This is a genomic window from Oceanobacillus timonensis (genome assembly GCF_900166635.1).
Lineage (GTDB): Bacteria > Bacillota > Bacilli > Bacillales > Amphibacillaceae > Oceanobacillus > Oceanobacillus timonensis.
This window is the reverse complement of sequence record NZ_LT800497.1, coordinates 3597588-3621078: the sequence shown is the minus strand read 5'-3', so window position 1 is coordinate 3621078 and position 23491 is coordinate 3597588. Positions and strand designations below refer to the sequence as shown.

Here is a 23491-nt window from a genome sequence, read left to right as displayed (position 1 = left end):
AGATGAACCATTTAAAACGCTATTCCATAATATATATTGCCATTCTTTTCATCTCTGTAATCTTCATGGCTTTTTATCTGATGGGAAAAGAAGAACTTCATTTTAATTGGAAAACAATATCTGGGGATGAAGCGGTAATGGAAGATGCTTTTATATTAGGAGATGGACAATATAGCTCTGGCGGAAGTATAATACCTGACATTTTTCAGTTATCAGTAGACGGATCACAACGGGTAGATCAGTCTAGCGGAATGATTTTTGGAAGAGGTTATCCAGATCTGCCAATAGAAAGATATATAGAACAGTATCCTGACTTTATGCGTGGGAAAAATCACTGGAGTGAAAATTTTACAGAAATGGAAAATCAGCTGATTTATGTTGATGAGGAAAAATTAGTTGGAGAGGATATGGAACAGAATAAGTTGGAAGTAGAACTACTAGATAAAGAAACGGAAGAAACGCATTCCTTTGATTTTGCTTTGGAAACTGAACGGAACATGTACGGAGTCCATTCCGTTACAGCTGATAACAACCAATTATATATTCAAGTATTTATGGAAAGAGAACAAGATGATACAGCTTATGATTTAGGTGACGAAACTGCTATTCTTGTCATTGATATGGAGACGCAAACGCTAGATGATATCAAATACCCTGAACAGAATGTGGATTCAAAAGAAGGGGCACATGCTTCTTTAGATTTTCAGGACAGTGGTTTGATTAATGGAGAAATGCATTATCTCTACACGTCTAATGAATATAAAGTAAATCAGCAAGGTTCCATTATTGAAGATGAAGATGCACCGCTTACGTATGAACTGCTATTGTATAATGTAGAGGATGATAGCTTCAAGACAATGGAGCTTCCGGGTGAAAATGGAATCGAAGAAGAATTACTCCGTATTTATGATAATGCTGTATATTCAGGGATGCGTGGCGGAGAAAATTATATGTTAACAAAATTTGATGCAAATTTAGAAGACCAGGAAGTTATTTTTGATGAAAGTGTATTAAGCGGAGATATGAATCTAAATCAAGAAGAAAGTTATCCATTAACAGAAATTCATGATGGCTACTTTTATATTGTGTCTCCTGCATTTTCTGAGCTTACAGTGACCGATATTTCCGTAAACGTGTTTGATATGGAAACCGGAGACAATGTATATCAAGGCATTATTCAGGCTGGTGACTCCGTGAATCAATATCAATATGTTAATTTAAATCAACTTGGATTTGAGGATTAATAAAAAAACGGGAGCTGTGTGTGGCATACAGCTCCCTCAAGGCATGGGTTGTTGTGATGGTTTGAATCAAGGACAACGTTGTCTAGATTCTAATATATTATATGCGGTCAGAAACTGGTTGTCTCGACACTTATATCAATGCAAACATACATTTATCGCAAAACAACAGCTAAAATAAGTCCAATTCTTTTATTGAACGGTGTCACCGATTAATTTTTTAATTTCCGATTGCTTTCCTTCTGCAAATAAGTGGACAATTTTACTGCCGACAATGACACCGTCACAATAAGCGGCTAAGTGCTTGGCCTGGTCTGGATTAGAAATTCCAAAGCCGGCCAGAACAGGAACAGAGCTGAACTTGGTTAATTTCTCCAGATAATGAAGCGTACTTTCCTCGTGCTGTGCACGTTCGCCGGTAGTACCACTAACAGAAACAGCATATAAAAAGCCTTCCGATTCCTGGGCGATTTTCTTCAGGCGTTCATCTGGGCTTGTCATTGCGGCTAAACGGATAAAGGCAATGGACTGCTCAGTAAGGGCAGCTGCAATATCTGTTTCCTCTTCCATAGGGATATCAGGAATAATAATCCCGTCTACGCCTGCAGTATCACAGTCTTTCGCGAATTGCTCGTACCCATAATTCCAAATCGGATTGATATAGGTCATCAAAATAATCGGGATGTTCCGAGTTTCTTTTTGTTTCCTTACTTCATCAAGAACCCGCTTTAATGTTGTCCCCTCTTGTAACGCACGCAGTCCGGCATCCTGAATCACAGGACCATCTGCTACCGGGTCTGAAAAGGGGATCCCCAATTCTATCGCCGATGCACCACATTCATCTAAAAACTGAATGCGTTCATTGATTTGGTCTATGCCACCATCACCAGCCATCATATAAGGAATGAACAGCGGCTTTCCAGTCGCTTTGATGTTATTTAATGTATTTTCTAATTTATGCTTTCCCATCGGAATCCTCCTCGAGCTTTGCTTTGACCTGTTCAACATCCTTATCTCCGCGTCCAGACAGGCAGATAACCAGTGACTGATCGGCAGACATTTCTTTGGCAAGTTTGCATGCATAGGAAACAGCATGTGCACTTTCCAGGGCAGGAATAATTCCTTCTAATTTCGCGAGTAATTGGAAAGCTTCTAATGCTTCTTCGTCTGTAATCGAAGGATAGGTCACCCGGCCGCTGTCACGCAGATGGCTGTGTTCCGGGCCAATTCCTGGATAGTCTAACCCGGCAGAAATCGAAGCTGCTTCCTGAATTTGACCTGCTTCATCCTGCAGTAAATACGTGAAGGTACCATGCATCATGCCGGGAGATCCGCCTGTGAGCGTAGCTGCATGCTCATCAGTGTCCACGCCTTTTCCTGCCGCTTCGACTCCGTATAAAGCAACTTCTTTATCTTCTACAAATGGATAAAACATGCCCATGGCATTACTTCCTCCGCCGACACAAGCAACGACTGCATCTGGAAGTTTCCCTTGTTTTTCAAGACTCTGCTGTTTGGTTTCTGCACCAATCACTGATTGAAAGTCCCGGACAATACGCGGGAATGGATGCGGGCCAACAACAGAGCCAATAATATAATGGGTGTCGTGAACATTGTTTACCCAATAGCGGAATGCTTCGTTCACGGCATCTTTTAATGTTGCGCTGCCTTGAGAAACGCCAACCACTTTGGCGCCTAAAAGTTCCATACGAAACACGTTCAATTTCTGTCTTTTAATATCTTTCTCACCCATAAAAACAATACACTCTAAACCGAGCAGAGAGCAGACAGTTGCTGTTGCTACACCGTGCTGGCCGGCTCCTGTTTCAGCGACCACTTTCTTTTTGCCCATTCGTAAAGTTAAAAGGGCCTGCCCAATCGTGTTATTAATTTTATGCGCGCCGGTGTGATTTAAATCTTCCCGTTTTAGATAGATTTTGGGTCCGTCCAAGTGCTTGCTTAATTGTTCTGCTTCATACAAAGGCGTGGTTCTGCCGATATATTCTGTCAGGTAATTATTTAGTTCCTCCTGAAAAGAAGGATCGTTTTTAGCTGCTTCGTAGGCTTCTTCCAGTTCTAAGACAACCGGCATCAGTAATTCCGGGACATATCTGCCTCCGAATTTTCCGTATTTACCTGTACTGTCTGGAAATGTATATGTTTGCATGGTATCTATTCCTTTCTATTGTTGTTTCGCTGCGTGAATAAAAGCTTTTATTTTATCTGGGTCTTTCTCTCCGTCTGTTTCCACACCGCTGGAGACATCCACACCAATGGGGCCTGCCTCCCGGATGGCTTCAGCAACATTTTCTGCTGTCAGTCCACCTGCTAACATCAATCGGTCGGTGAAATGATTTCCTTTTAAAATGGACCAGTTAAAAGCAATTCCGTTCCCTCCATGTGCATGGGGGAGGGGAGGACTGTCCATCAGCAGATAAGATGCTGCATCATATTGTGCAGCAATGTGTAACCCATCTGTTGTACCGGGAAGCGATTTGATAACGGGAACAGAAAAGTTCTTAACCGCTTCAGCTGTTTCTTCTCCGTGCAATTGTACAAAATCAATCCCGGTTTCCTGTACGATATGTTCTATTTCCTTCGTATCTTTATTGACAAAAACACCGACACTTTTTACATGCTCAGGCAGTGGTGCAATTATTTTTCGAGCCTGTTCTGTGGAAATTTCCCGTTTGCTTTTGGCGAAAACAAAGCCTAAAAAATCTGCACCTGCATGGACGGCAGCCTCTGCTATTTCAGGAGTGGTGATTCCGCAGATTTTGACGAGCATATCAGGAGGCTCCTTTCGGGGAAGGAGAGAGAGGCACCTGCAATGCCTGCATATCTTTTTCCACATTATCGGAACGCATTAACGTTTCACCGACCAGGATTGTATTAGCACCGGCATCTTTGGCTAATTCAGCATCTGCTTTCGTACGCATCCCGCTCTCGCTGATGATTGTCAGCCCGTTCGCATTGATTTGTTGAATCAGTTCCGGCGTTGTTTGTAAATCAACTTCAAAGGTTTTTAAATTACGATTATTAACCCCGACAATTTTTGGGCTGACGGTCAATGCATCTCTTAATTCCTCTGCGTTATGCACCTCACAGAGTACTTCCAGCCCTTGCTCTGTGGCATAATGGTACAGACGCTGAAACCGTTCGAGCGGCAATGCAGCAAGAATTAATAATATAATGGATGCCCCCGCATTTTTGGCATCATCAATTTGAATCTCATCAATGATAAAATCTTTACAAAGGACGGGAATGGAAACAGCTTCACTAACTGCCTTCAGATCATCGAGGGAGCCGTGAAAAAAGTTTTCATCCGTTAAAACAGAAATCGCAGCTGCACCGGAATCTTCATATTGTTTTGCCTGCTTAAGGATATCCACATCCATTTGAATTGCTCCTTTAGAAGGGGAAGACCGTTTGATTTCTGCAATAATGGACATATGGTTTGCTGCCTGCACGCTGTCATGAAATGGATAAATCGGATGTTTCCGGGTGTCATTCCCGGAGGATTGTAATTTTCGTTCGGCAACTTCCTGTTTTTTCTTATCGATAATTTTTTCTAAAAAGGTCATTTAGACTACCTCCTGTTTGGCTTCCTTGCTGTAATGCACCAACGTATCTAATTTTGCTTTCGCTTTTCCGGAGAATACGCTGTTTCTGGCAACGTCCACGCCATCTTTGATCGAATCAACGCGTCCAGTGGCAAATAATGCAATCGCTGCATTAAACAGCACCGTATCTAGGTAAGCGCCTGGTTCTCCGTTTAATACCGAACGCAGGATGTCGGCATTCTGTTTGGAATCGCCGCCTTCAATTTCTTGGTTCGTATAGACGGATAACCCGACATCTTCCGGATGGATCGTTCCTTCTTTTAATTCGTTATTCTCCAGTAAAATATATTTGTTTTCGCCCTGCATGGAGGCTTCATCCATTCCACCCGCGCCATGAATGACCAGAGCACGTTTTCTGCCGAGCGTCTGCAGCGATTTTGCTACGATTGGCAGTGCTTCCTCCGAATAAACACCAATCAGCTGTGATTGCAGTGCAACCGGATTGGTCAAAGGACCGACTAAGTTAAAAATGGTCGGGGTCCGAAGTTTTTGACGTACACCGGCAATCTGCTTCAACGTCGGATGAACATGTTGCGCAAATAAAAAGGCGATTTGATTTTCCTGCAGGATATATTTGATTTGCGGCTTGGTTAAATCAAGCGGAATACCAAGCTCTTCTAATACATCTGCACTTCCGGTCTGGCTGGAAATACGGCGATTCCCGTGTTTAGCGACCGTCACACCGGCGCCGGCTAAAACAAATGCCGCACAGGTGCTGATATTAAAACTGTTCGATCTGTCACCGCCTGTTCCGCAGTTATCCATTGCCGGAATACCTAAATCAAACTGGAAAGGGGAGTTGGTATGAATCACGTCAGCTAAGCCTGCCAACTCTTGTGCAGTCGGCTGTTTCATTTTTAATGCAACTAAAATAGCGGATAACTCGGTATCGGAAACATCTTCCTGAAAGCAAGCGTTAAATAATGCCTTTGTTTCTTCAAAAGATAAATCATTGCCTTCCAGTAATTGATTAAAATTTGGTTTCATGATATTACTTCCTCCTTCTGTTTTGCAAGTGTCTCAACAAAATGAGAGATAATTTGTTTTCCATCCAGTGTTCCAATCGATTCAGGATGGAATTGCAATCCGTAGACAGGATAGGTTTGATGGGCTATTCCCATAATTTCATCATCATCGATAGCGGTTGCTGTAATGCGTAATTCTGTTGGCACAGTGTTGTGTTCCGCTGCAAGAGAGTGATAACGCATCACTTCCACAGGATTATTTAGCCCTTGGAAAAGCCCGGTGTCATCATGCTCAATCAGTGATGTTTTTCCATGTTTAATGGTAGATGCTTGAATCACTCTTCCGCCCAGCGCTTCCATAATCACTTGGTGTCCGAGGCAGATTCCCAGTATCGGCAGCTGCTTATAGTACGTTTGCACAATATCCGTGCAATTCCCTGCATCCTTTGGAGTGCCAGGTCCAGGTGAAATAATAATCGCTTCCGGTTTTAAAGTGTCAATCGTTTCCGGTGTTACTTTATCATTGCGGATAACTTCTACGTGTACGCCGCACTCTGAGACATATTGAAACAGGTTGTATGTGAAAGAATCATAATTATCAATTAATAGAATCAAGTTCAGGCACCTCCATAAAAGATCGTCCTTTGTTAATGGTTTCCATATATTCATTGTACGGAACGGAATCATGTACCAGGCCGGCACCGGCTTGAAAATATGCTTTGGAGTTCTGGATAATAATAGAGCGGATAGCAAGTGCGATATGCACGTCATGTTCAAAGTTGATAAAACCGATTCCGCCGGCATAAGGTCCACGTTTGACGGTTTCCAGTTCATTAATGATTTGCATCGCCCGGATTTTAGGCGCCCCCGATACCGTACCGGCCGGTAAACAGGAGATAAGCGCATCAATTCCTGAATAGTCCTGCCGCAATGTTCCGGTTACTTCGGAAACAATATGCATCACGTGCTGGTAACGCTCAATCGTCATATAGACCGGTATCTCAATGCTGCCTATCTCGCAGACACGGCCTAAATCATTTCTGCTTAAGTCAACCAGCATCCGATGTTCTGCCAGTTCTTTTTCGTCTGCAAGCAGTTCTTCTGCTAATGCTTGATCTTCTTGTTCCGTTTCTCCTCGTTTTCGTGTTCCGGCAATCGGATTGGTAACGACTTGACTGCCGTTGGTTTCTATTAAGCTTTCCGGAGAAGCTCCCAGTACCGTGTAATCCTGAAAATCTATATAGAACATGTAAGGGGAAGCGTTATGTCTCCGCAGTTGTTCATAAAAAGAAAGACCAAATTCCTGCTCATCTTCCACTTCTCTTGAAAACCGCTGCGATAAAACGACTTGAAAAATATCTCCTTTTTGCATACGTTCTTTCGCTATCTCCACATTCCGTTCAAAATTTCTTTGTTCCATTTCCGGTATAAACGCATAGGTTTGCGGAACAGGGAGATCCGTGCTTCTTGCTTGTTCTATAAACTGTTCCATCTTTTGAATCCGCCGCGCCCGATTATCTTCTGAGCCGCCGTCCCGGTCAATAGCAATCAGATGCAGTTTATTCTCTTCATGATCAAAAACGATTGTATCTTCAAAAAGCATCAAATGAATGTCAGGCATATTCCGGTCATCAAAGGGTGTCTGCCCAGTATCTTCAAAAGCCTGAATCGTATCGTAGCCTATATAACCAACTGCCCCGCCGTAAAAGGGGATAGGAAGAGACAAAGCAAGCTTCGGCATCGTTTCCTGCAAGAAATGCAATGCATGCTGATGGACAACCAGCGGTTCTACATGGGAAGTGCTGATAAGTGTTGTTTCATTCCCGCGTCCGATGATTTCCTGATAAGGGCGAATCCCGATAAACGAATAGCGTCCTTTTTCTTCACGGGGAAAGCTGCTTTCTAATAGATATTTTTTTGCTTTGGGCAGGTTTTGATAAACTTGAATAGGGATTAACCCATCGATCGGGTATGTTTGTTGCGTGACATGTGCCGTCATGATGATCTCTCCTTTATATTTTTGAAATAAAAAAATCCTCTATAAACACAGTTATGTGCTTATAGAGGACGATAGGGCCGCGGTGCCACCTCTGTTTAGAAAGCATACGCTTTCTATCTTTATCAGGTACAGGACTTTGCCGATACCCTATCCGTGTAACGTCGGAAATACGTTTTTTCCTACTCATGTGCAGATGCACTTCTATTCGGAAAAACACTCAGAAGTCCATTCCATAATCCCTGCATACTGATATCCCACCAAATTATCAGTTCTCTGTGATGCATGGAAGATTATGTACTCCTCTTCATCATCGCTTATCATATCTTTTTTATTATTCTCCAAAAATCAAAAAGGCCCCTCATCCATATATAAAAGGACGAGGGACCGTGGTACCACCTTTATTAGCTGACAAGCAGCTCACTCTAAAAGAAGAACATTATCTTCTAAGTTTCCGTAACGGGAAACCATTCCGCCAAAGCCTACTCCGTATCTGTTTCGGTTTGGAGCTCCGAAGTCCATTCATTACAAGGATACTCACTGATTCACAGCAACCATCAGCTCTCTTTAGAGTTCACCTGTAATTACTCCTCTTCATCAACGCCACAACATTTAATTGATTGAAGACAATATTAAACGAAGGTACAGGCAGTTGTCAATAGATTCGTAGAAAAAAATAAAATTATTTGATTATTTGATTGTAGCATGTCATTTTTTCCGATTACGTCTTTTTTGCAAAAAAGACGAGACAGGATCAACAAATAAGAGGAGTAGAAGCAGATACATGATTGCTAATTCAGGGATTTCCATAACATATATCGGATTAAGTGATCTGATGGCGGGTACTTCATATCCGTTTAAGAGATCGATTCCTGTGGATACACCTGCTAAAAGGATGAACATAAGCAGTGAAATACCGAGGATTTTCATTTTTTACGCTCCAATCATATTATTTATAGTTGTGTGTCTTGGTTATATTTGCACCACTCTGAATTGCTTACGATTTTCTGTTTTTAAAAAAGGCGATTATAAGCAGAAGCACAGGAAAAATAATTTGAAAAGGAAGCTGTGCATAGAGCGGGAATATTTTTAGTCCTTCTTCAAGATGCTCAGAGTAATTGCTTGCAATAATCATGGATACAAATAATACTGTCATTCCCAACGGATAGGCTAATTTGGATGGTTCTTTGATGTTAAATAAATTTGCTGTTCCGATAATGGCACAGTAAGTATACACTGATACTTTAAAGAAACCCCCAATCACAAGCACAAGAATAAAGATCACATCGAGACGTTCCAAAAAACCGCCGACTTCAATGGATTGGATCGTTGTTAATAAAGGAAAAAGAGAACGCTCAATGAGAGGTACGCCAAGGACACTAATATTCAAAAGGGTGGTTAGAGCAAGTACAGCACCAGTGGCGCTTATTGCCGTTACTCCTGTCTTTTTCAATTTCTTTGCTTGATTCAAATAGGGGAAAATCATCGTGAATACAATGATTTCACCAAAAGGGACATATAATGTCTCTGTAAACACTGTTTTCAATACTTTGGGCGAATCCTCCAGGACAGGTTTTATATTCGAAATCTCAATCAACCCTGAGATGGCAATAAGCAGGAACAGAAAGACTGCAAGCAGACACATGACAACAAAAAGCAGCTCTCCTGTCCTGGCGATGACCTCAATGCCTTTATAAACCGTATAAATAACCACTAGAATCATCAGGGTACTGGCGACGAATAAAGGAGTTTCTGCAAAAGCAAAAGACAGCAGCATGACACCAAACTCCCGCAATACTCTTGCAGCGGTATATAAGAAAAAGAGGATATATAGAAAAGCTAGAGTTCGTCCTAAAATTTTGCCAATGATTTTCTCTGTATAGTCTGTCAGCAAAAGTTTGGGATAATACAGATAAAGTGCCCAATAAACAAAAAATAAGAAGATACTTACGGCGGAAGCGACAAGAATGGCTAACCAGCTGTCGCGTCCCGCCCCCATTGCAAGAGGAATCAGCAAAGAATTGCTCAGTTGAAATAAAACCATCAGGATAAATAATTGGCTTGCACTGATTTTTGCCTTTTCCATCTGCAAGTCTCCTCCTTTTTACTCGCCTTTTTTCTCGATATCAAAAAGATATGGGCTGTTTCGCATCCCAGTACGACGAATAAAGGCTTCCACGGTTACGTCTGCTTCTAGTTCAGGAAAAATTTCCTCCTGCCAATCTGGTTCAAGCTTTTTCCATTCATCCGGATCAGATTGTTGCAGCTTTTCTCCAAATCCGAAGACATCTGTTCTTGCCTTTTGTGCTTCTTGAATAGCTGCCTTGACTTCTTCTTCAATTTTTTGTTCCAATATTTTCTCGATTTGAAATAATACATGCGGATCGGTCACATCGACCGGCACTTCTATCGCACGAAGGTCGCCTTCTGCACGGATATTGACCGAGATGACCGGCTTATTGTCCGTTACTCGTGCAGATACATTCGTTTTTTGACGTATCACTTTATAGGAAATGGCGTCTTTGTGGTCTTCCCATTCTATATTTACAGGAGCTTGCCGAATCTGGTCTAATATCCAAAGGGTTCCTTCTGCTTTTTCTCCATCTATCCAGTTCACCAATTTCCCTTTTTTAAAAGCACCCATACCATCTACTTCAATCGTTGCAGCACCACCTGTTGATTGCAGCTGTGCCATCGTTTGCCCTTTTTCCACATCGCCTTGTATCGTGAAGCCGCTGACCAATGGTTCTTTTCCTGTCGATACTGTAGACTTAATAAATTTTTGCAAATTAGTTGCTATATTTTCTCCGTATAGTTCTTCTGTGAATTCTAAGGATTTAACCGCTTTTTCAGCAGGTACTTGATCGATAGCTGTTAATATTTTGACGAAATCACTAGCTTGTGCTCCTCGCGTAACAATCACTTTTGTCGTTGTTCGAAATTCGAGTCCGCGTTCCATTGCATCGAGAAGAGACGAAAGTCCTTCCTCTCTGGCAAGCTCTTCGCTGACGACCAATAAACTAGTGTGCGCAAAATAGAGATTTCTGGAAATTTTTTTTGATGCGCGGTCAGTCAGCTCCAAAGGATTGCCGCCCGTCGTTGTGTAAGTGGTTATACTCGGGTTTTGTCCGGCAGCGCCCCCTTGCAGTGCACCGGGAACATTCATTGGATTAATGAGCTGAAATGTACCAACATACGTACCGTCTTCTTTTTTATCAATGGCATAAGCAGAAACGATGGCCAATTCTTTTAATTCTATACTGCTCCAGCACCCCGAAAGTAAGGAAAGACAGGCAGCCATGAAAAAGGGAATTATCCATTTAGTTCTCATTTTGTATCTCCTTCTTTCATCTCCGCCTTGACCATTCCTCGTTTTCTAGGTGGTGAAGGCCTTTGGTCTTCTCCTTGGCGAACTGCATTTTCGGGATGAAGGGATTTCGGCCTTTTATTGAATGACCACAGTGGCCCGCGATAAATCGTATCCTTAATACTGTTTGAATTGAACGGTGCAAGCGGCGATATATAAGGAATGCCAAATGAACGCAAACTGACAAGGTGTACAACCAGTAAAATCAATCCGAGGATGATGCCATAAAAACCGGCAATTGCTGCGCCCAGCATAAAAGCAAAACGAATCAACCGGGCAGAAATAGCGATGTCATACGTAGGCGTAGCTAAACTGGCAATTGCTGTGATCGCCACAACAATGACCATGGCCGGAGAGACAATGCCAGCCTGAATGGCACCTTGTCCAATAACAAGTGCCCCGACGATGGATATCGTCGAGCTGATTTTGTTGGGCATCCGCAGACCGGCTTCCCGTAAAATTTCAAAAGTGACTTCCATAATCAATGCTTCCACGATAGCCGGAAAAGGTACGGTTTCGGTCTGGGAGGCGATAATAACCAGCAAGTCGGTTGGAATCATTTCCTGATGAAAAGTTGTTACTGCCACATAAAAAGCAGGACCAATCAATGAAATCAAATACATAAAGACACGTAAAAGCCGAATCAATGTACTTATAGGAAACCGTACATAGTAGTCTTCCGGTGTCTGGAAAAACTGAATCATAACAGCAGGAACAATCAACACATGAGGTGTACCGTTAACAAAAATTGCAATTCTTCCTTCCAGAAGATTCGCAGCAACAGCATCGGGTCTTTCTGTATGAATAACGGTTGGAAATACTCCAGAGCTTTCATCTTCAATCACTTGTTCAATATAACCTGAGTCCAGAATACTATCGAGGTTTACATGTCCTAAGCGCTGACGGACTTCTTCCAATATGTCAGTATTGACGATGCCGTTGATATACATTAGTGAAAGATCTGTATTTGTCTGTGTTCCTAAATTCATCGGTTCTACCCATAAATCAGGATTTTTAATAATGCGTCGCACAAGCGTGATATTGGTGGTGATTGTTTCTGTGAAGCCTTCTTTTGATCCGCGTAAAGCTATTTCTGAATCTGTTTGTTCCACCATACGTCTTTCTCCGCCTCTGGTGCTGGCAATCAATATTTCTTCTTTTCCGTCCAGAAGAATAACCGTGTCACCGGATAGTAATGATTGAAATAAGACATCCCAATCTTTGCTAGTTTCCAGATTACTGACTGCGACTACTTTTTCAGAAAAAAACGCGAACAGATCTTTTTCATGTAGTTTTTCTTGTGCGCTGTCTTCCAAAGTCTGTACGAGAAACTCATTAATGGTTGGATTATCCACTAATCCATCTACGTAAACAATAGCGGTAGACACTTCAGGTTCCTGACCAAAAGGGAGGGTGCGAATCACAATATCAGGACTATTTCCTGTTTTTTGTTTGATGATATTCAGATTTTCAGTAAGAGAAGTGCCAATGCTTTTTTGTGCATCGTTTCCGGAATCTGTATGTTGTTCTTTATGATTCATCTTTTTTCGCAATTTACGATAGGACATAGCACAGAACACCTCATTGTTGTAATTACCTCTAATTTGTTCAAGATGTCTATTTTTATGCACGAGATGAAGGTTGGTTTCAGGTGAGAGATAGGTGCAGATGTAGTTGTTTGGGAGAATGTAATTTTTGAGCGGCTTGTTTAAATGTGAGAGTCATGTATTGGGAAATATTGATTTTTGGCTAATATAAAACGGGTAAGACCACGTTGGTAAATAAAGTATTCAAGTTGATACCTCTGCATAGTAGTGATATTTATTATTTGCTCACATATCGCTTTCTAAAAATACTTTTAATAAAAGGAACAAAAAACAAAATAGGTCATTAGGCTTATTTTTAATAATAAAAAAATATAAAAACACGTATTTTATAAATAATAGCTTGTTATTTATAATTTTATGGGTATAATAGTATGCGTCGTTAGTACTTATTAAAATTGAAAAGTACATTTATTTAAAAACAAGAATGCTTTTTGATTCTAAATACCTATTTAAAGGATATAGTCGGATGGGCAGGAATAATAGCGAGTATTTGCTAGTTTATCTCTATTTGGTGTAGCTCTTGCGTATTAGATTTCAATAAAAAGACATGCAAAAGCGCATCATTCATTATAGCTTAATACAAAGAAAAAAGGGGATTAAGGAATGTTAGTTGTAGATAAAAAGAAATATAAAATGGCAATTAAAGAAGCAGCGAAAGAAGTTCATGTCCAGATCTGGGGATTAATGAGAGAGGAAGATGCAGAAGGTTATATGATTGATCTGCAGGACACGATTAGCAAAGTAACAAGGCAAGAATATACGTTTGTTGTTGATGGGACATACCAAACACCTGTCCCATCCAAAGTTGTACCACAGTTGGAACAAACGATGCAATTTTATTCTTCTTTAGGCTTTAAGGATATTCTTGTCGTAAAGCCATCATCTAAAATTGCCCAAGTGCAAATCAGAAATGTCCTTCAGAGAATTGAGTTTACAGGAACATTTATAGATGAAGTACCACATGCTATTTAATCTTTTGTCTAATAAATGAGTTTTTATAATTTTGAAAGGAAGTCAACAAGTGCAAACATTACAAGAAATATATACATATGAGATAGTAAAAAGGGAGCAAAAGGATTTAATTCAGAAAGCAGCGGATTGTCTAGCTCGTTCGTTTATCGGAGTAGACATTTCCGGGAAATGGGTACAGGAACCGATGGTAGGACAATTAAATATTAGATACGCTGATTTCTTCCAATTTACCAAGGATTATTTAGAATCTACAATAGAGCAGGAATATTGTGTAATCGCTCAAGATGCAAATAACAATGTTGTTGGCGTGCTTGCAGGTGATACAAATGCACCAGAGATTATTGGGGCAGATATATTTGAAGGGTCTTTTTATGATATGAACGTAATTTTACACGTTTTGGAAGATGTAGATAAACGTTTTATGGAAGATTATAAAAAAATACATGGAAAAAATCTGAAAGATGGAGAATTATTACACTTGTTCATGTTAGGCGTGACTGCAGAACATCATCGCCATGAAATTATTCAACAATTAGGAAACAGACTGTTAATAAAAGCATTATCTCAAGGGGTGAAAGCTGTTTACGGTGAAGCGACGAATTCGAAGTCGATACGCGTGATGGAAAAATATCATCTTATGAAGAAATATAAAGATATAAAAGGAAATTATATAGTTCATCCATATCGTGATAATAATAAGTTGAACGGTATACCATCACATATAGCAGATGGAACTTATATCCTTATGAAGGAGCTTTAGAATTTTTATCGCATACAGATCGATTGATTCTGGTCTACAGGATGTAGATCATAAAGGCGTTACGGCAACAGTTTTTGATGAGACTACGCTTACTCGTCCCATCAAAAAGAACTGTGCGTTGAAAAACCCCTGCCGAATGATGTTTCACTTTATATAAAGTGTCTAATCCAGAATAGGCACGAAAAATGAATTTAGAATAAGGAGATTTAGCTACCATGCAAGTAATTTTACTGAGTATTATTGTTATTTTAATAGGGGTATCCGTTTATTTTGCTTCCCGATATTTCTTATTAAAAAATGATTTTCATCATAATAAAAAAATAATCAATGGAATAAAAGAAATATTGGCAGGAAATATTCCAAGCAAGATGGAAGAAAGCACTCCTGATTATGCTATAATTAATCAATTTATTGAGTTTTTCAGCAGGACAAGTGAAGAATTTTTATCGTATACAAAAACGGTACATAAAAAAGGAGAAAAACTCTCCGAAACTGGTGAATACGCTTCTGAAAAAGCTGATATTGTCAGAGCAGCTATTGATGAAGTGGATAGAGGATTACAAGATCAATTAGTTGCTACAGAAGAAAATTCCGCATCTATGGAAGATATGGCGCAGGCTATCGAAGATTTATCAGTGAGGACAAATCAAATATCAGAACAATCGAATATGACTTTAGATTTAACAAAAGAAGGGAACCAGAAGTTAAATGATTCCTTAGAAAAATTAAAGAAGTTTAACCAAACGATTCATACAACTTCTGACGCAATAAATATACTCGGAGAAAAGTCTCACGAAATTGGCACGATTGTCGACATGATTACAGGGATTTCAGAACAAATTAATTTATTGGCTTTGAATGCAGCAATTGAAGCAGCTCATGCCGGTGAACATGGTAAAGGATTTGCTGTTGTTGCTGAAGAGGTTAGAAAATTGGCCGAACAATCGCGCCATTCTTCTTCGGAAGTGTCAACGATTGTAAAGGATATCCAAGAGGAAACGGGAAAAGTTGTCAAGTCAATGCAACAGGGCACAAAAGAATTTAACGATACAAATACGACTATTGTTGAGGTGGGAGCAATGTTTGAAAAGATATTATCCGCAACGAAGGTTATCGCTGAAAGTAATGGAAATTCTTCTGCAAGTACAGAAGAATTAACTGCTACCTCTCAGCAGATAACAGCATCAATTGCTGAGATAGCATCTATCTCTCGAGAGTCAGTTGAAATGTTTGCTGAATTAATAGAAATTAGTGATGATGAGCTCGATACTATGCAAAAACTTGTTCAAGAAGCAATGAATATTGTAGCTTTAGAAAATGAGGAGAGCAGATCTTTATTTACATTTAATTTTAATAATGGGATTACGGAATTAAATGAAAATAAGGCTCGTGAAGCAGTATAAATATATTAATTGTGCTGATATGATAGATAAAAATAAGAACGCTTCTCTTAGGTTATTTGAACTTGTGAGGAGGTTCTTTTTTTGTAGCAAGAATGCGCTAATAAACCATCTCTTAGACGATATATCGATTGAGATCGACTTTTTTTCAAGGCATAACTAACGCTACTCTATCTATTTGCGGAAAAAATGTCATGTGATTAAAATTGTGTGTATTCTATAAAAATGAAACTTTGTAGAGGGAATGTTAGTAATACATAATAGCTGCATACTTGAGTTATATAAAGGGGAACTTCAATTCTTTAAGAGGGAATCTTACAGCTAGTTACACTGCGTTAAAGTTAAAAAGAATAATGGCATCTATGCAGCTAGATAGCAAGGAGGTAAAGTATGAACCAACTCTATATCAAGCAAAAAGTGTTCAGTTTAAATGAAAAATTTACTGTAAAGGATCAAGATGAAAAAGATGTGTATTACGTGGAAGGGAGCTTTATGCGAGTTCCTAAGACTTTTTCTATCAAGAATGCTGAAGGAAAAAAGGTTGCGCTTATAACGAAAAAAACGCTCAGCTTTTTACCTAAATTTTTTGTTGAGGTGAATGGTCAAGAAGTGTTTACAATCAGGAAGGAACTTTCCTTCTTGAAAGCACGTTATACCATTGATGCAGCAGGGATTGAAGTACGTGGAAACTGGTGGGATATGAACTTTCAGGTATATCAACATAGTGAAATCATCGGAGAAGTGAGCAAGGAATGGTTCACTTGGGGAGATAGTTATAAAGTACAAGTAATGGAAGAAGAGATGGAAACCAGTCTGATTGCTCTTGTGATCGCTATCGATTGTGTGAAAGCTGACGAAAAAGGATCTGCTTCAACGGCTTCATCCACAAGTTAATGTTACCAGTATTGATCTGCACATAAAACAAGCCCAGCTCCAAACAATCAATCGGAGCCGGGCTTGTTTCATTTTTTGTTACAGTTTGATATTTACGTTTTCTTCTTGTTTGATAAAGCTGATAACTGCGTTCAAGGCTTCATCCAGATTATCAGCATGAATATGCATTTGTTTGTCTTCCGGATAGTGATGAAGTGTATGCTCATATCTTGGATCGTAATAATATTCCAGTAACAGCGGTATGGCGGATTGGAAATTTCCTTGCTCCAAGTCATCAGCGATTTGTTTCGCTACAGGTGTGTGAATATGCTTGCGAATTCGCTCGAAAGCTTCGATTACTTGCGCCTGATGCTCATCTGGATTGTATTCACGCAATATATTTTCAATTCGTTTTTCCAAAGGCAAATGGATGAATAGCTGCATACTTGCTTCTTTTGCTTCATGTAAAAAAGGAGGCAGCGTTGCCTTACCAATCCGTTTACTTTCGCCTTCTAACAGAACAAATGGCATTTGGCCATAACGTTCCAGTTCTTGAACCAATAATGATTCAAAGGTTTTTTGATTATTCGGTTCCAGACCAATTTGGCCAAATATGGATCCGCGATGATTTGCCATTCCTTCTAAATCAAGGACAGGATAACCTTGTTGCTTTAAACGGTGTAATAAGATCGTTTTACCAGAACCTGTATAACCATTTAACACGAACATTTTGGGAGTGGACGGCTGTTGTTCTAATTTGTTTACGACCCATTGTCTGTAAGAGCGAATGCCGCCCTGCAATCTGGAAACCTGCTGTCCCATTAAATCAACCACCGTTGCAGCAGTTTTACTGCGCATACCGCCACGCCAGCAATAAACAATCTTTTCTTTTCCAAGTGCTTGAAATGCGGCAATAAATTCCGGCAACTTGATAGAAAAAATCTCTAACCCTTTTTCTTTGGCTGCTTCGGGACCGACTTGTTTATAAATCTTGCCAACCTCTACCCGTTCTTCATTATCAAAAACAGGAATATTAATACTTCCCGGTATACGGAATTCAGCAAATTCCTGTGGGGAACGCACATCCACCAAACAAAAAGAATCTTCTTGTTGTTTCTTTAATAAATCAAGTAGCTCTATATCCTGAAACATACTTTCACTTCCTATATAAACGAATTATTCTTCAACAGTGATATGCCCATTGTTTTCATCTATAACGCGGCCAATGATGGCAGCTTCGATATTTTTATCCCGGAGATCTGCCAGCAATTTTTCTGCGTCTGCTTCTTTCACGGATGCTAATAAACCTCCGGAGGTGACTGCATCACATAAAATCCACTGATCAATCTGATCCAGTGATTCTGTAAAAGTAACATCTTTTTTTAAATAGTTAAAGTTATTCTTCGTACCACCTGGCACAGCGCCATTTTCAGCAAGCTCTTTCACTCTTGGTAAAACAGGCACTTGCTGATTCGAAATCCGGATGTCGACATTACTTCCTTTTGCCATTTCTGAAGCATGTCCAAGCAAACCGAATCCGGTCACATCGGTACAGGCATGTACTTCGTAGTTATCCATTGTTTCGGCAGCAGTTTTATTCAGTGTTGCCATAATATTTGTTACACGGTCTATTTCTGCTTCTTGTAATAAGCCTCTTTTAATCGAAGTGGTTAAAATTCCTACACCGATTGGTTTGGTTAAAATAAGCACATCGCCGGGTTTTGCGCCGCTGTTTGTGCGGATTTTATCAGGATGGATGGTTCCGGTAACGGCTAATCCGAATTTGGGCTCTTTATCATCGATAGAATGTCCGCCGACTAAAGCAGTGTTAGCTTCTTTCAGTTTACTGTCTGCGCCTTCCAAAATACGGGAAAGAATCTGTTTATCTAAATCAGCAATTGGAAAAGCAACAATATTTAGTGCGGTAATCGGCTTTCCGCCCATTGCGTAGACATCGCTGAGAGCATTTGCAGCAGCAATTTGCCCAAAGGAATACGGATCATCGACAATGGGAGTGAAGAAATCGAGTGTCTGAACAATGGCTGTCTCGTCATTTAATTTGTAAACACCTGCGTCGTCACTGGTATCTAGCCCCACTAACAGATTAGGATTATCTGTCGCAGGAGAGAAGGACTGTAAAACCTGCCGTAAATCAGCCGGCCCGATTTTGCATCCGCATCCACCTTTGGAAGATAAAGCGGTTAGTTTGATAGACTCGTTATTATTCATATAATCAACCCTTCTGCATGTAATTTTCTATATCTATTTTAACATATTGCTGAGGTAAAGATGATCTGAAGCGTTTTGGGGAGCAGTTAATTGGATGAAGAACCCCCGCTGACAATCAACTTTCCAGCGGGGGTTCTTCAACGTTTTACTCCGTTTGTTCTTCATAATATTCTTCTAAAGTAATATCTTGTTCAGTGATATATTTAGCCGTTTGTTCGCCGACATAGCGAATGTGCCAAGGCTCATATTGATATCCGGTAATATCTTCGTCTCCTTCTGGAAAACGGATGATAAAGCCGTATTCCGGAGCATTTTCGGCAAGCCACTGTCCTTCTTCTGTATCACCAAATGCTTCTTCCAATTCTAAATTGACTTCGGCACTGGTGACATCCATAGCCAGCCCGGTTTGGTGCTCACTTTCTCCGGGGCGGGCACTGTAGGTGTTTGCGTGATCCTCGCCGTTCTCTGCTGCATTTGCTGCAAAAACATCTTCTTGCCGATCGAAAGAACGATAACCTGATTGGGCAAATAGCTCCAGACCTTCATCTTCCGCGGCTGCAAATAATTCTTCCAAGGCATGTGCTGCATTTTCGCGCATGTATTTTTTAGGTAAATCCTCCGTAAAGGGGAAAGGTACATCAGGTACCATCAAGTCTTCTGGAGTATAATCACCTGGAAGAGCAAAATCTTTATTCACCAGTGCCAACTCATCATATGGATTGCCGACAATGTCAGTTCCGGCTTCTGTTTTTTCTGCTTCTTCAGGTGGCATTGCTAAGCCTTCTCCTGGCTCAATCGTATCTCCATCTTCAAAAAGAGCGAGAACTTCTTCACTGGTAGCTTCATCATAGATGCCGGAAGCCAATAGATCATCCGACTGTAATTGGAAATCCGTCAACGCCCAGGTCAATGCTTCATCAAAATTTTCGCTGCCTTCTAAATCATAGCCAATGGTATTGAGCGCATTCTTTAATTGGGCAACTTCTTCGCCTGTATCAAATTTTTGTAATACGGCATCAGGAGGTTCTGTTTCTGATACTTCCTCGTTATCGTTCGTATTTTCTTCTTCAGGTGTGGTTTGTCCAGATGCTGGACTATCTTCCTCTTGCTGAGATGTACAGCCAATAAGCAGGAAGAAAGCCGTGAAAAGCATCATCCAATGAAATCTTCGCATATCATGATTGCTCCTTATATGTAATAGTATTGGAAAATGTATCGTTTTTGACTAGTCTATTACTAGATTTCATTTCTATCATCCTGTGGATATAATATGAAAAAGATGATGGAAATACTGCCAAACGAATTTCTGGCACGTCAAAAGTTTTACTATAAACATCTCACAGGAGGCCATTGTGGTATCAAGCCACTGCGAATGTTTTTTTCTACGTATATATTATATGATGCATAGAAGTGAAAATGAAAGCAAAGTGAACAATTAATTAGTGGATGGTGCGAAAACAAGCAGGCAGCCTGAGAATAGGCTTCCTGCTTGTTATCACAAAAATTCTTGCATTATGAAGTTTCCTTTACCATTACGTATCTAGCTTTTCTGCAGCAAATAACCTGCTGATTTCAACAATAACATTCGCTGCTTTTTCCATATTATCAATCGAAATATACTCATATTTACCATGGAAGTTTTCCCCGCCGGTAAAGAGATTTGGCGTCGGCAATCCCATAAATGAAATTTGCGAACCATCTGTACCGCCGCGGACAGGTTGAATGATAGGGTTGATATCAAGATTCTTGATGGCGCGTTCCGCAATATCGACAATGTGTTTTACGGGCTCGATTTTTTCACGCATATTATAATATTGGTCATTCATTTCTAATTGAACTGCTTTTTCCCCATATACGTTTTTTATTTCCTCGACATGCTGTTTCACCGTGTCTTTGCGGGCCTCAAATTTTTCCCGGTCATGGTCACGGATAATATAGTACACCATTGTTTTTTTCGACATCACCTTCTACAGAGATAAGATGATAGAACCCCTCATATCCTTCTGTATGCTCTGGAGATTCTTTTTCAGGGAATTTGCAAATAAATTGAGCTGCCATTTTTCCGGCGTTAACCATTTTATTTTTCGCCGTTCCCGGATGGACACTGTTTCCGTAAAACGTTACTCTGGCAGCTGCCGCATTAAAACTTTCATATTGCAGTTCACCTAAGGGGCCTCCATCAACGGTATAAGCATAGTCGCAGCCAAACCGTTCCACGTCAAATTTATGCGGTCCGCGTCCGATTTCCTCATCAGGTGTAAAGGCAACCCGAATCTTTCCATGCTTGATTTCCGGATGATGAACCAAGTATTCCATTGCTGTCATAATTTCAGCGATACCGGATTTATCATCGGCACCAAGTAACGTTGTTCCATCCGTTACCATTAATTGATGACCTTTATATTTCGAAAGTTCCGGAAAATCGTTTGGAGAAAGAATGACTTGTAAAGTTTCGTTTAATACAATATCGCCGCCTTCATAATCAATGACTTTTGGCAATACGCCCTTTCCGGTAAAGTCTGTTGCTGTGTCTACATGCGCCAAAAAACCGATTGTTGGAATATCCTCATCCGTGTTGGCTGGCAAAGTCGCCATGAGATACCCGTTATCATCATACGATACATCTTCCAGTCCAACTTCTTTCAGTTCATTTTCCAAGCGTTTAATTAAATCCCATTGTCCCGGAGTAGAAGGGGTAGAAGACGAATCCATATCTGATTGTGTATCTACTTTTGCATATGTTTCTAAGCGTTGTATTAATTGTTCTCTCATTGAAAAAGCCTCCTTCTGGATATATGTTGGTTCGTGAAAATGGCAGTTGCACGAAAATGACTGCCATTCTTATTTTACGCTGCTTTGTATATTTTACCATATCCATCATATAAATCCGTATTAGAATTCTTTTAAACATTGCTTCAAATATATTTTTTTCTGTTAAAATAAACAAGGAGTGATATGATTAGAAAAAATAAAAAACGGGAGGGGCAGATTTTGAGAAACATCATTAGCGTAGAAAGGTTAAAGAAACGTTTCGCACAAAATAACCTTGTTATTGTAGATGTACGATTTAATTTGATGGATGCTGATGCTGGGCGGAAGGCTTATCTGCAAGGCCATTTACCTGGATCTGTTTATATGGATTTAAATAGAGATTTATCTGAAAAAGCCGGGAAACATGGCGGGAATCACCCTTTACCAGACTGGGAATTATTTGCAAACAAACTTGGGAAATTAGGTATATCCAATGATACGACAGTTGTGGTGTATGATCAGGGAAATGACATGTTTGCACCGCGTTTTTGGTGGCTGCTGGACTATTTAGGCCATGAAAAAGTGTATATTTTAGACGGGGGATTAGATCGCTGGGTAGCCGAGGGAGGAGAGCTGACAACAGAAGTTCCCAACCTGCAGCCGACAATCTTCCGAAAAAAGGAGAAAGAAGACCGGTACGTTGATATGGAAGAGGTCAAAGAAAAAATCGGATCTCCGGAAACAACGATAATCGACGCTAGGGCACGAGCAAGATATTTAGGTGATGAAGAACCGATGTATGCCCGGGCAGGCCATATTCCAGGAGCAGCAAATTATTTTTGGAAGGATGTTTTAAGAGAAGATGGCAGCTGGAAAAATGAAGAACAGTTGAAGGAGCATTTTTCCGACTTAGATAAAGATGCGGAAATTATTGTTTCCTGTGGTTCCGGTGTTTCTGCATGCCCCAATATTCTCGCTTTAGATAACGCCGGTTTTAAAAATGTTAAGTTGTATCCAGGCAGTTTCAGTGACTGGATTTCTTATGAAAAGAATGAAGTAGCGATTGGTGAAGAAGATGAGTAAGGAACGATGCGCCTGGGTAAGCGAAGAACCTGTGTATATTACTTATCATGATGAAGAATGGGGCCGCCCTGTCTTCGGGGATGACCGCTATCTATTCGAAATGCTGACTTTAGAAGGCGCCCAGGCAGGTTTAAGCTGGATTACCATTTTAAAACGCCGGGAAAATTATCGTCAGGCGTTTGATCATTTTAATGTTGATATTATCGCTTCGTACACAGATGAAAAAGTGGAAGAATTAATGCAGGATAAGGGAATCATCCGAAACAGACGTAAAATGGAATCGGTCATAAAAAATGCCAAGGCATTCCAGCAGGTTCAAGCAGAATTTGGTACATTTGATCATTATATATGGGGATTTGTGGACAGAAAGCCAATCGTGAATCATTGGGAGAAGCATGAAGATGTTCCTGCTCAAACAAATTTATCTAAACAAATCAGCAAGGATCTGAAGAAGAGAGGATTTTCTTTTGTTGGGCCGGTGATTTGTTACTCTTTTATGCAGGCAATCGGTATGGTAAATGACCATACGGCCAACTGTTTTTTAAGCGGTGAAGCATAAAAACGGCAATCATTTGCGCCATTTTTCAGTGAACATATGCTTGAAAAATAATAAGCACATTGCTT

At 40.3% G+C, this 23491-nt stretch carries 21 protein-coding genes, 1 pseudogene and 2 other annotated features; of the genes and pseudogenes, 7 read left to right on the top strand and 15 right to left on the bottom strand.

The genetic code is table 11. The features are described from left to right. Positions 1 to 2: 2 nt before the first annotated feature. On the top strand, positions 3 to 1244 hold the full coding sequence (locus B7E05_RS17755; protein WP_080875454.1) for a hypothetical protein: 1242 nt from the start codon (positions 3 to 5) through the stop codon (positions 1242 to 1244). A 189-nt stretch (positions 1245 to 1433) separates the two neighbouring features. Here the strand turns inward: B7E05_RS17755 and trpA are convergent, their stop codons facing one another. From trpA to B7E05_RS17700, 11 genes are all read right to left on the bottom strand, one after another. Further along, positions 1434 to 2210 (bottom strand): tryptophan synthase subunit alpha, encoded by a 777-nt coding sequence (gene trpA / locus B7E05_RS17750; RefSeq protein ID WP_080875453.1) that lies wholly within the window; start codon positions 2208 to 2210, stop codon positions 1434 to 1436. Next, positions 2197 to 3408 (bottom strand): tryptophan synthase subunit beta, encoded by a 1212-nt coding sequence (gene trpB, locus B7E05_RS17745; protein ID WP_080875452.1) that lies wholly within the window; start codon positions 3406 to 3408, stop codon positions 2197 to 2199. The genes trpA and trpB overlap by 14 nt, the downstream gene beginning before the upstream one ends. A 15-nt stretch (positions 3409 to 3423) precedes the next feature. Beyond that, positions 3424 to 4029, bottom strand: a complete 606-nt coding sequence (locus B7E05_RS17740; RefSeq protein ID WP_080875451.1) for a phosphoribosylanthranilate isomerase — start codon at positions 4027 to 4029, stop codon at positions 3424 to 3426. A gap of 1 nt (position 4030) precedes the next feature. After that, positions 4031 to 4825 (bottom strand): indole-3-glycerol phosphate synthase TrpC, encoded by a 795-nt coding sequence (trpC, locus tag B7E05_RS17735; protein ID WP_080875450.1) that lies wholly within the window; start codon positions 4823 to 4825, stop codon positions 4031 to 4033. Then, entirely contained in the window at positions 4826 to 5851 is a 1026-nt protein-coding gene (gene trpD / locus B7E05_RS17730; protein WP_080875449.1) for an anthranilate phosphoribosyltransferase, read from the bottom strand. After that, positions 5848 to 6444 carry an anthranilate synthase component II gene (locus tag B7E05_RS17725; protein ID WP_080875448.1) on the bottom strand — a complete coding sequence of 199 codons (597 nt, stop codon included), beginning with the start codon at positions 6442 to 6444 and terminating at the stop codon, positions 5848 to 5850. Before B7E05_RS17725 ends, trpD begins: the two co-directional genes overlap by 4 nt. Then, on the bottom strand, positions 6428 to 7828 hold the full coding sequence (trpE, locus tag B7E05_RS17720) for an anthranilate synthase component I (RefSeq protein ID WP_080875447.1): 1401 nt from the start codon (positions 7826 to 7828) through the stop codon (positions 6428 to 6430). Before trpE ends, B7E05_RS17725 begins: the two co-directional genes overlap by 17 nt. Positions 7829 to 7889: 61 nt before the next feature. Then, positions 7890 to 8148, bottom strand: a binding site (T-box leader). Between the two features lie 49 nt (positions 8149 to 8197). Then, positions 8198 to 8435: a binding site (T-box leader), on the bottom strand. 98 nt (positions 8436 to 8533) lie between these two features. Further along, entirely contained in the window at positions 8534 to 8755 is a 222-nt protein-coding gene (locus tag B7E05_RS22735; RefSeq protein ID WP_080875446.1) for a YczF family membrane protein, read from the bottom strand. 67 nt (positions 8756 to 8822) lie between these two features. Further along, the gene (locus B7E05_RS17710) at positions 8823 to 9911 is read right to left on the bottom strand and encodes a GerAB/ArcD/ProY family transporter (protein WP_080875445.1); all 1089 of its coding nucleotides are present in this window, start codon (positions 9909 to 9911) and stop codon (positions 8823 to 8825) included. Between the two features lie 18 nt (positions 9912 to 9929). Beyond that, positions 9930 to 11156, bottom strand: coding sequence for a Ger(x)C family spore germination protein (locus B7E05_RS17705; RefSeq protein WP_080875444.1), 1227 nt, complete (start codon positions 11154 to 11156; stop codon positions 9930 to 9932). Then, complete coding sequence (locus tag B7E05_RS17700; RefSeq protein ID WP_080875443.1) at positions 11153 to 12760, bottom strand: spore germination protein; 1608 nt, start codon at positions 12758 to 12760, stop codon at positions 11153 to 11155. Before B7E05_RS17700 ends, B7E05_RS17705 begins: the two co-directional genes overlap by 4 nt. A 642-nt stretch (positions 12761 to 13402) precedes the next feature. Between B7E05_RS17700 and B7E05_RS17695 the strand changes: the two genes are divergently transcribed. The 4 genes from B7E05_RS17695 to B7E05_RS17680 all read left to right on the top strand — a co-directional run bounded on the left by B7E05_RS17695 (position 13403) and on the right by B7E05_RS17680 (position 16825). Then, entirely contained in the window at positions 13403 to 13771 is a 369-nt protein-coding gene (locus B7E05_RS17695) for a hypothetical protein (RefSeq protein WP_080875442.1), read from the top strand. 49 nt (positions 13772 to 13820) lie between these two features. Then, positions 13821 to 14531, top strand: coding sequence for a hypothetical protein (locus tag B7E05_RS17690; RefSeq protein WP_080875441.1), 711 nt, complete (start codon positions 13821 to 13823; stop codon positions 14529 to 14531). Between the two features lie 215 nt (positions 14532 to 14746). Then, the gene (locus B7E05_RS17685; protein ID WP_080875440.1) at positions 14747 to 15934 is read left to right on the top strand and encodes a methyl-accepting chemotaxis protein; all 1188 of its coding nucleotides are present in this window, start codon (positions 14747 to 14749) and stop codon (positions 15932 to 15934) included. Positions 15935 to 16321: 387 nt separating this feature from the next. After that, a complete protein-coding gene (locus B7E05_RS17680; RefSeq protein WP_080875439.1) occupies positions 16322 to 16825 on the top strand; it encodes an LURP-one-related/scramblase family protein in 504 nt (167 codons plus the stop codon). Between the two features lie 78 nt (positions 16826 to 16903). Here the strand turns inward: B7E05_RS17680 and mnmH are convergent, their stop codons facing one another. From mnmH to pepT, 4 genes and pseudogenes are all read right to left on the bottom strand, one after another. After that, entirely contained in the window at positions 16904 to 17956 is a 1053-nt protein-coding gene (gene mnmH / locus B7E05_RS17675; protein ID WP_080875438.1) for a tRNA 2-selenouridine(34) synthase MnmH, read from the bottom strand. Positions 17957 to 17980: 24 nt separating this feature from the next. Further along, positions 17981 to 19033: a selenide, water dikinase SelD gene (gene selD, locus B7E05_RS17670; protein ID WP_080875437.1), complete on the bottom strand. Its 1053-nt coding sequence runs from the start codon at positions 19031 to 19033 to the stop codon at positions 17981 to 17983. Between the two features lie 145 nt (positions 19034 to 19178). Next, positions 19179 to 20207, bottom strand: a complete 1029-nt coding sequence (locus B7E05_RS17665) for a D-alanyl-D-alanine carboxypeptidase family protein (RefSeq protein WP_080875436.1) — start codon at positions 20205 to 20207, stop codon at positions 19179 to 19181. Positions 20208 to 20565: 358 nt separating this feature from the next. Continuing rightward, a pseudogene (gene pepT / locus B7E05_RS17660) lies at positions 20566 to 21805 on the bottom strand (peptidase T). 219 nt (positions 21806 to 22024) lie between these two features. Here pepT and B7E05_RS17655 point away from each other — a divergent pair. After that, entirely contained in the window at positions 22025 to 22867 is an 843-nt protein-coding gene (locus B7E05_RS17655) for a sulfurtransferase (protein ID WP_080876352.1), read from the top strand. Beyond that, positions 22860 to 23426: a DNA-3-methyladenine glycosylase I gene (locus B7E05_RS17650; RefSeq protein WP_080875435.1), complete on the top strand. Its 567-nt coding sequence runs from the start codon at positions 22860 to 22862 to the stop codon at positions 23424 to 23426. The genes B7E05_RS17655 and B7E05_RS17650 overlap by 8 nt, the downstream gene beginning before the upstream one ends. Positions 23427 to 23491 lie beyond the last annotated feature (65 nt).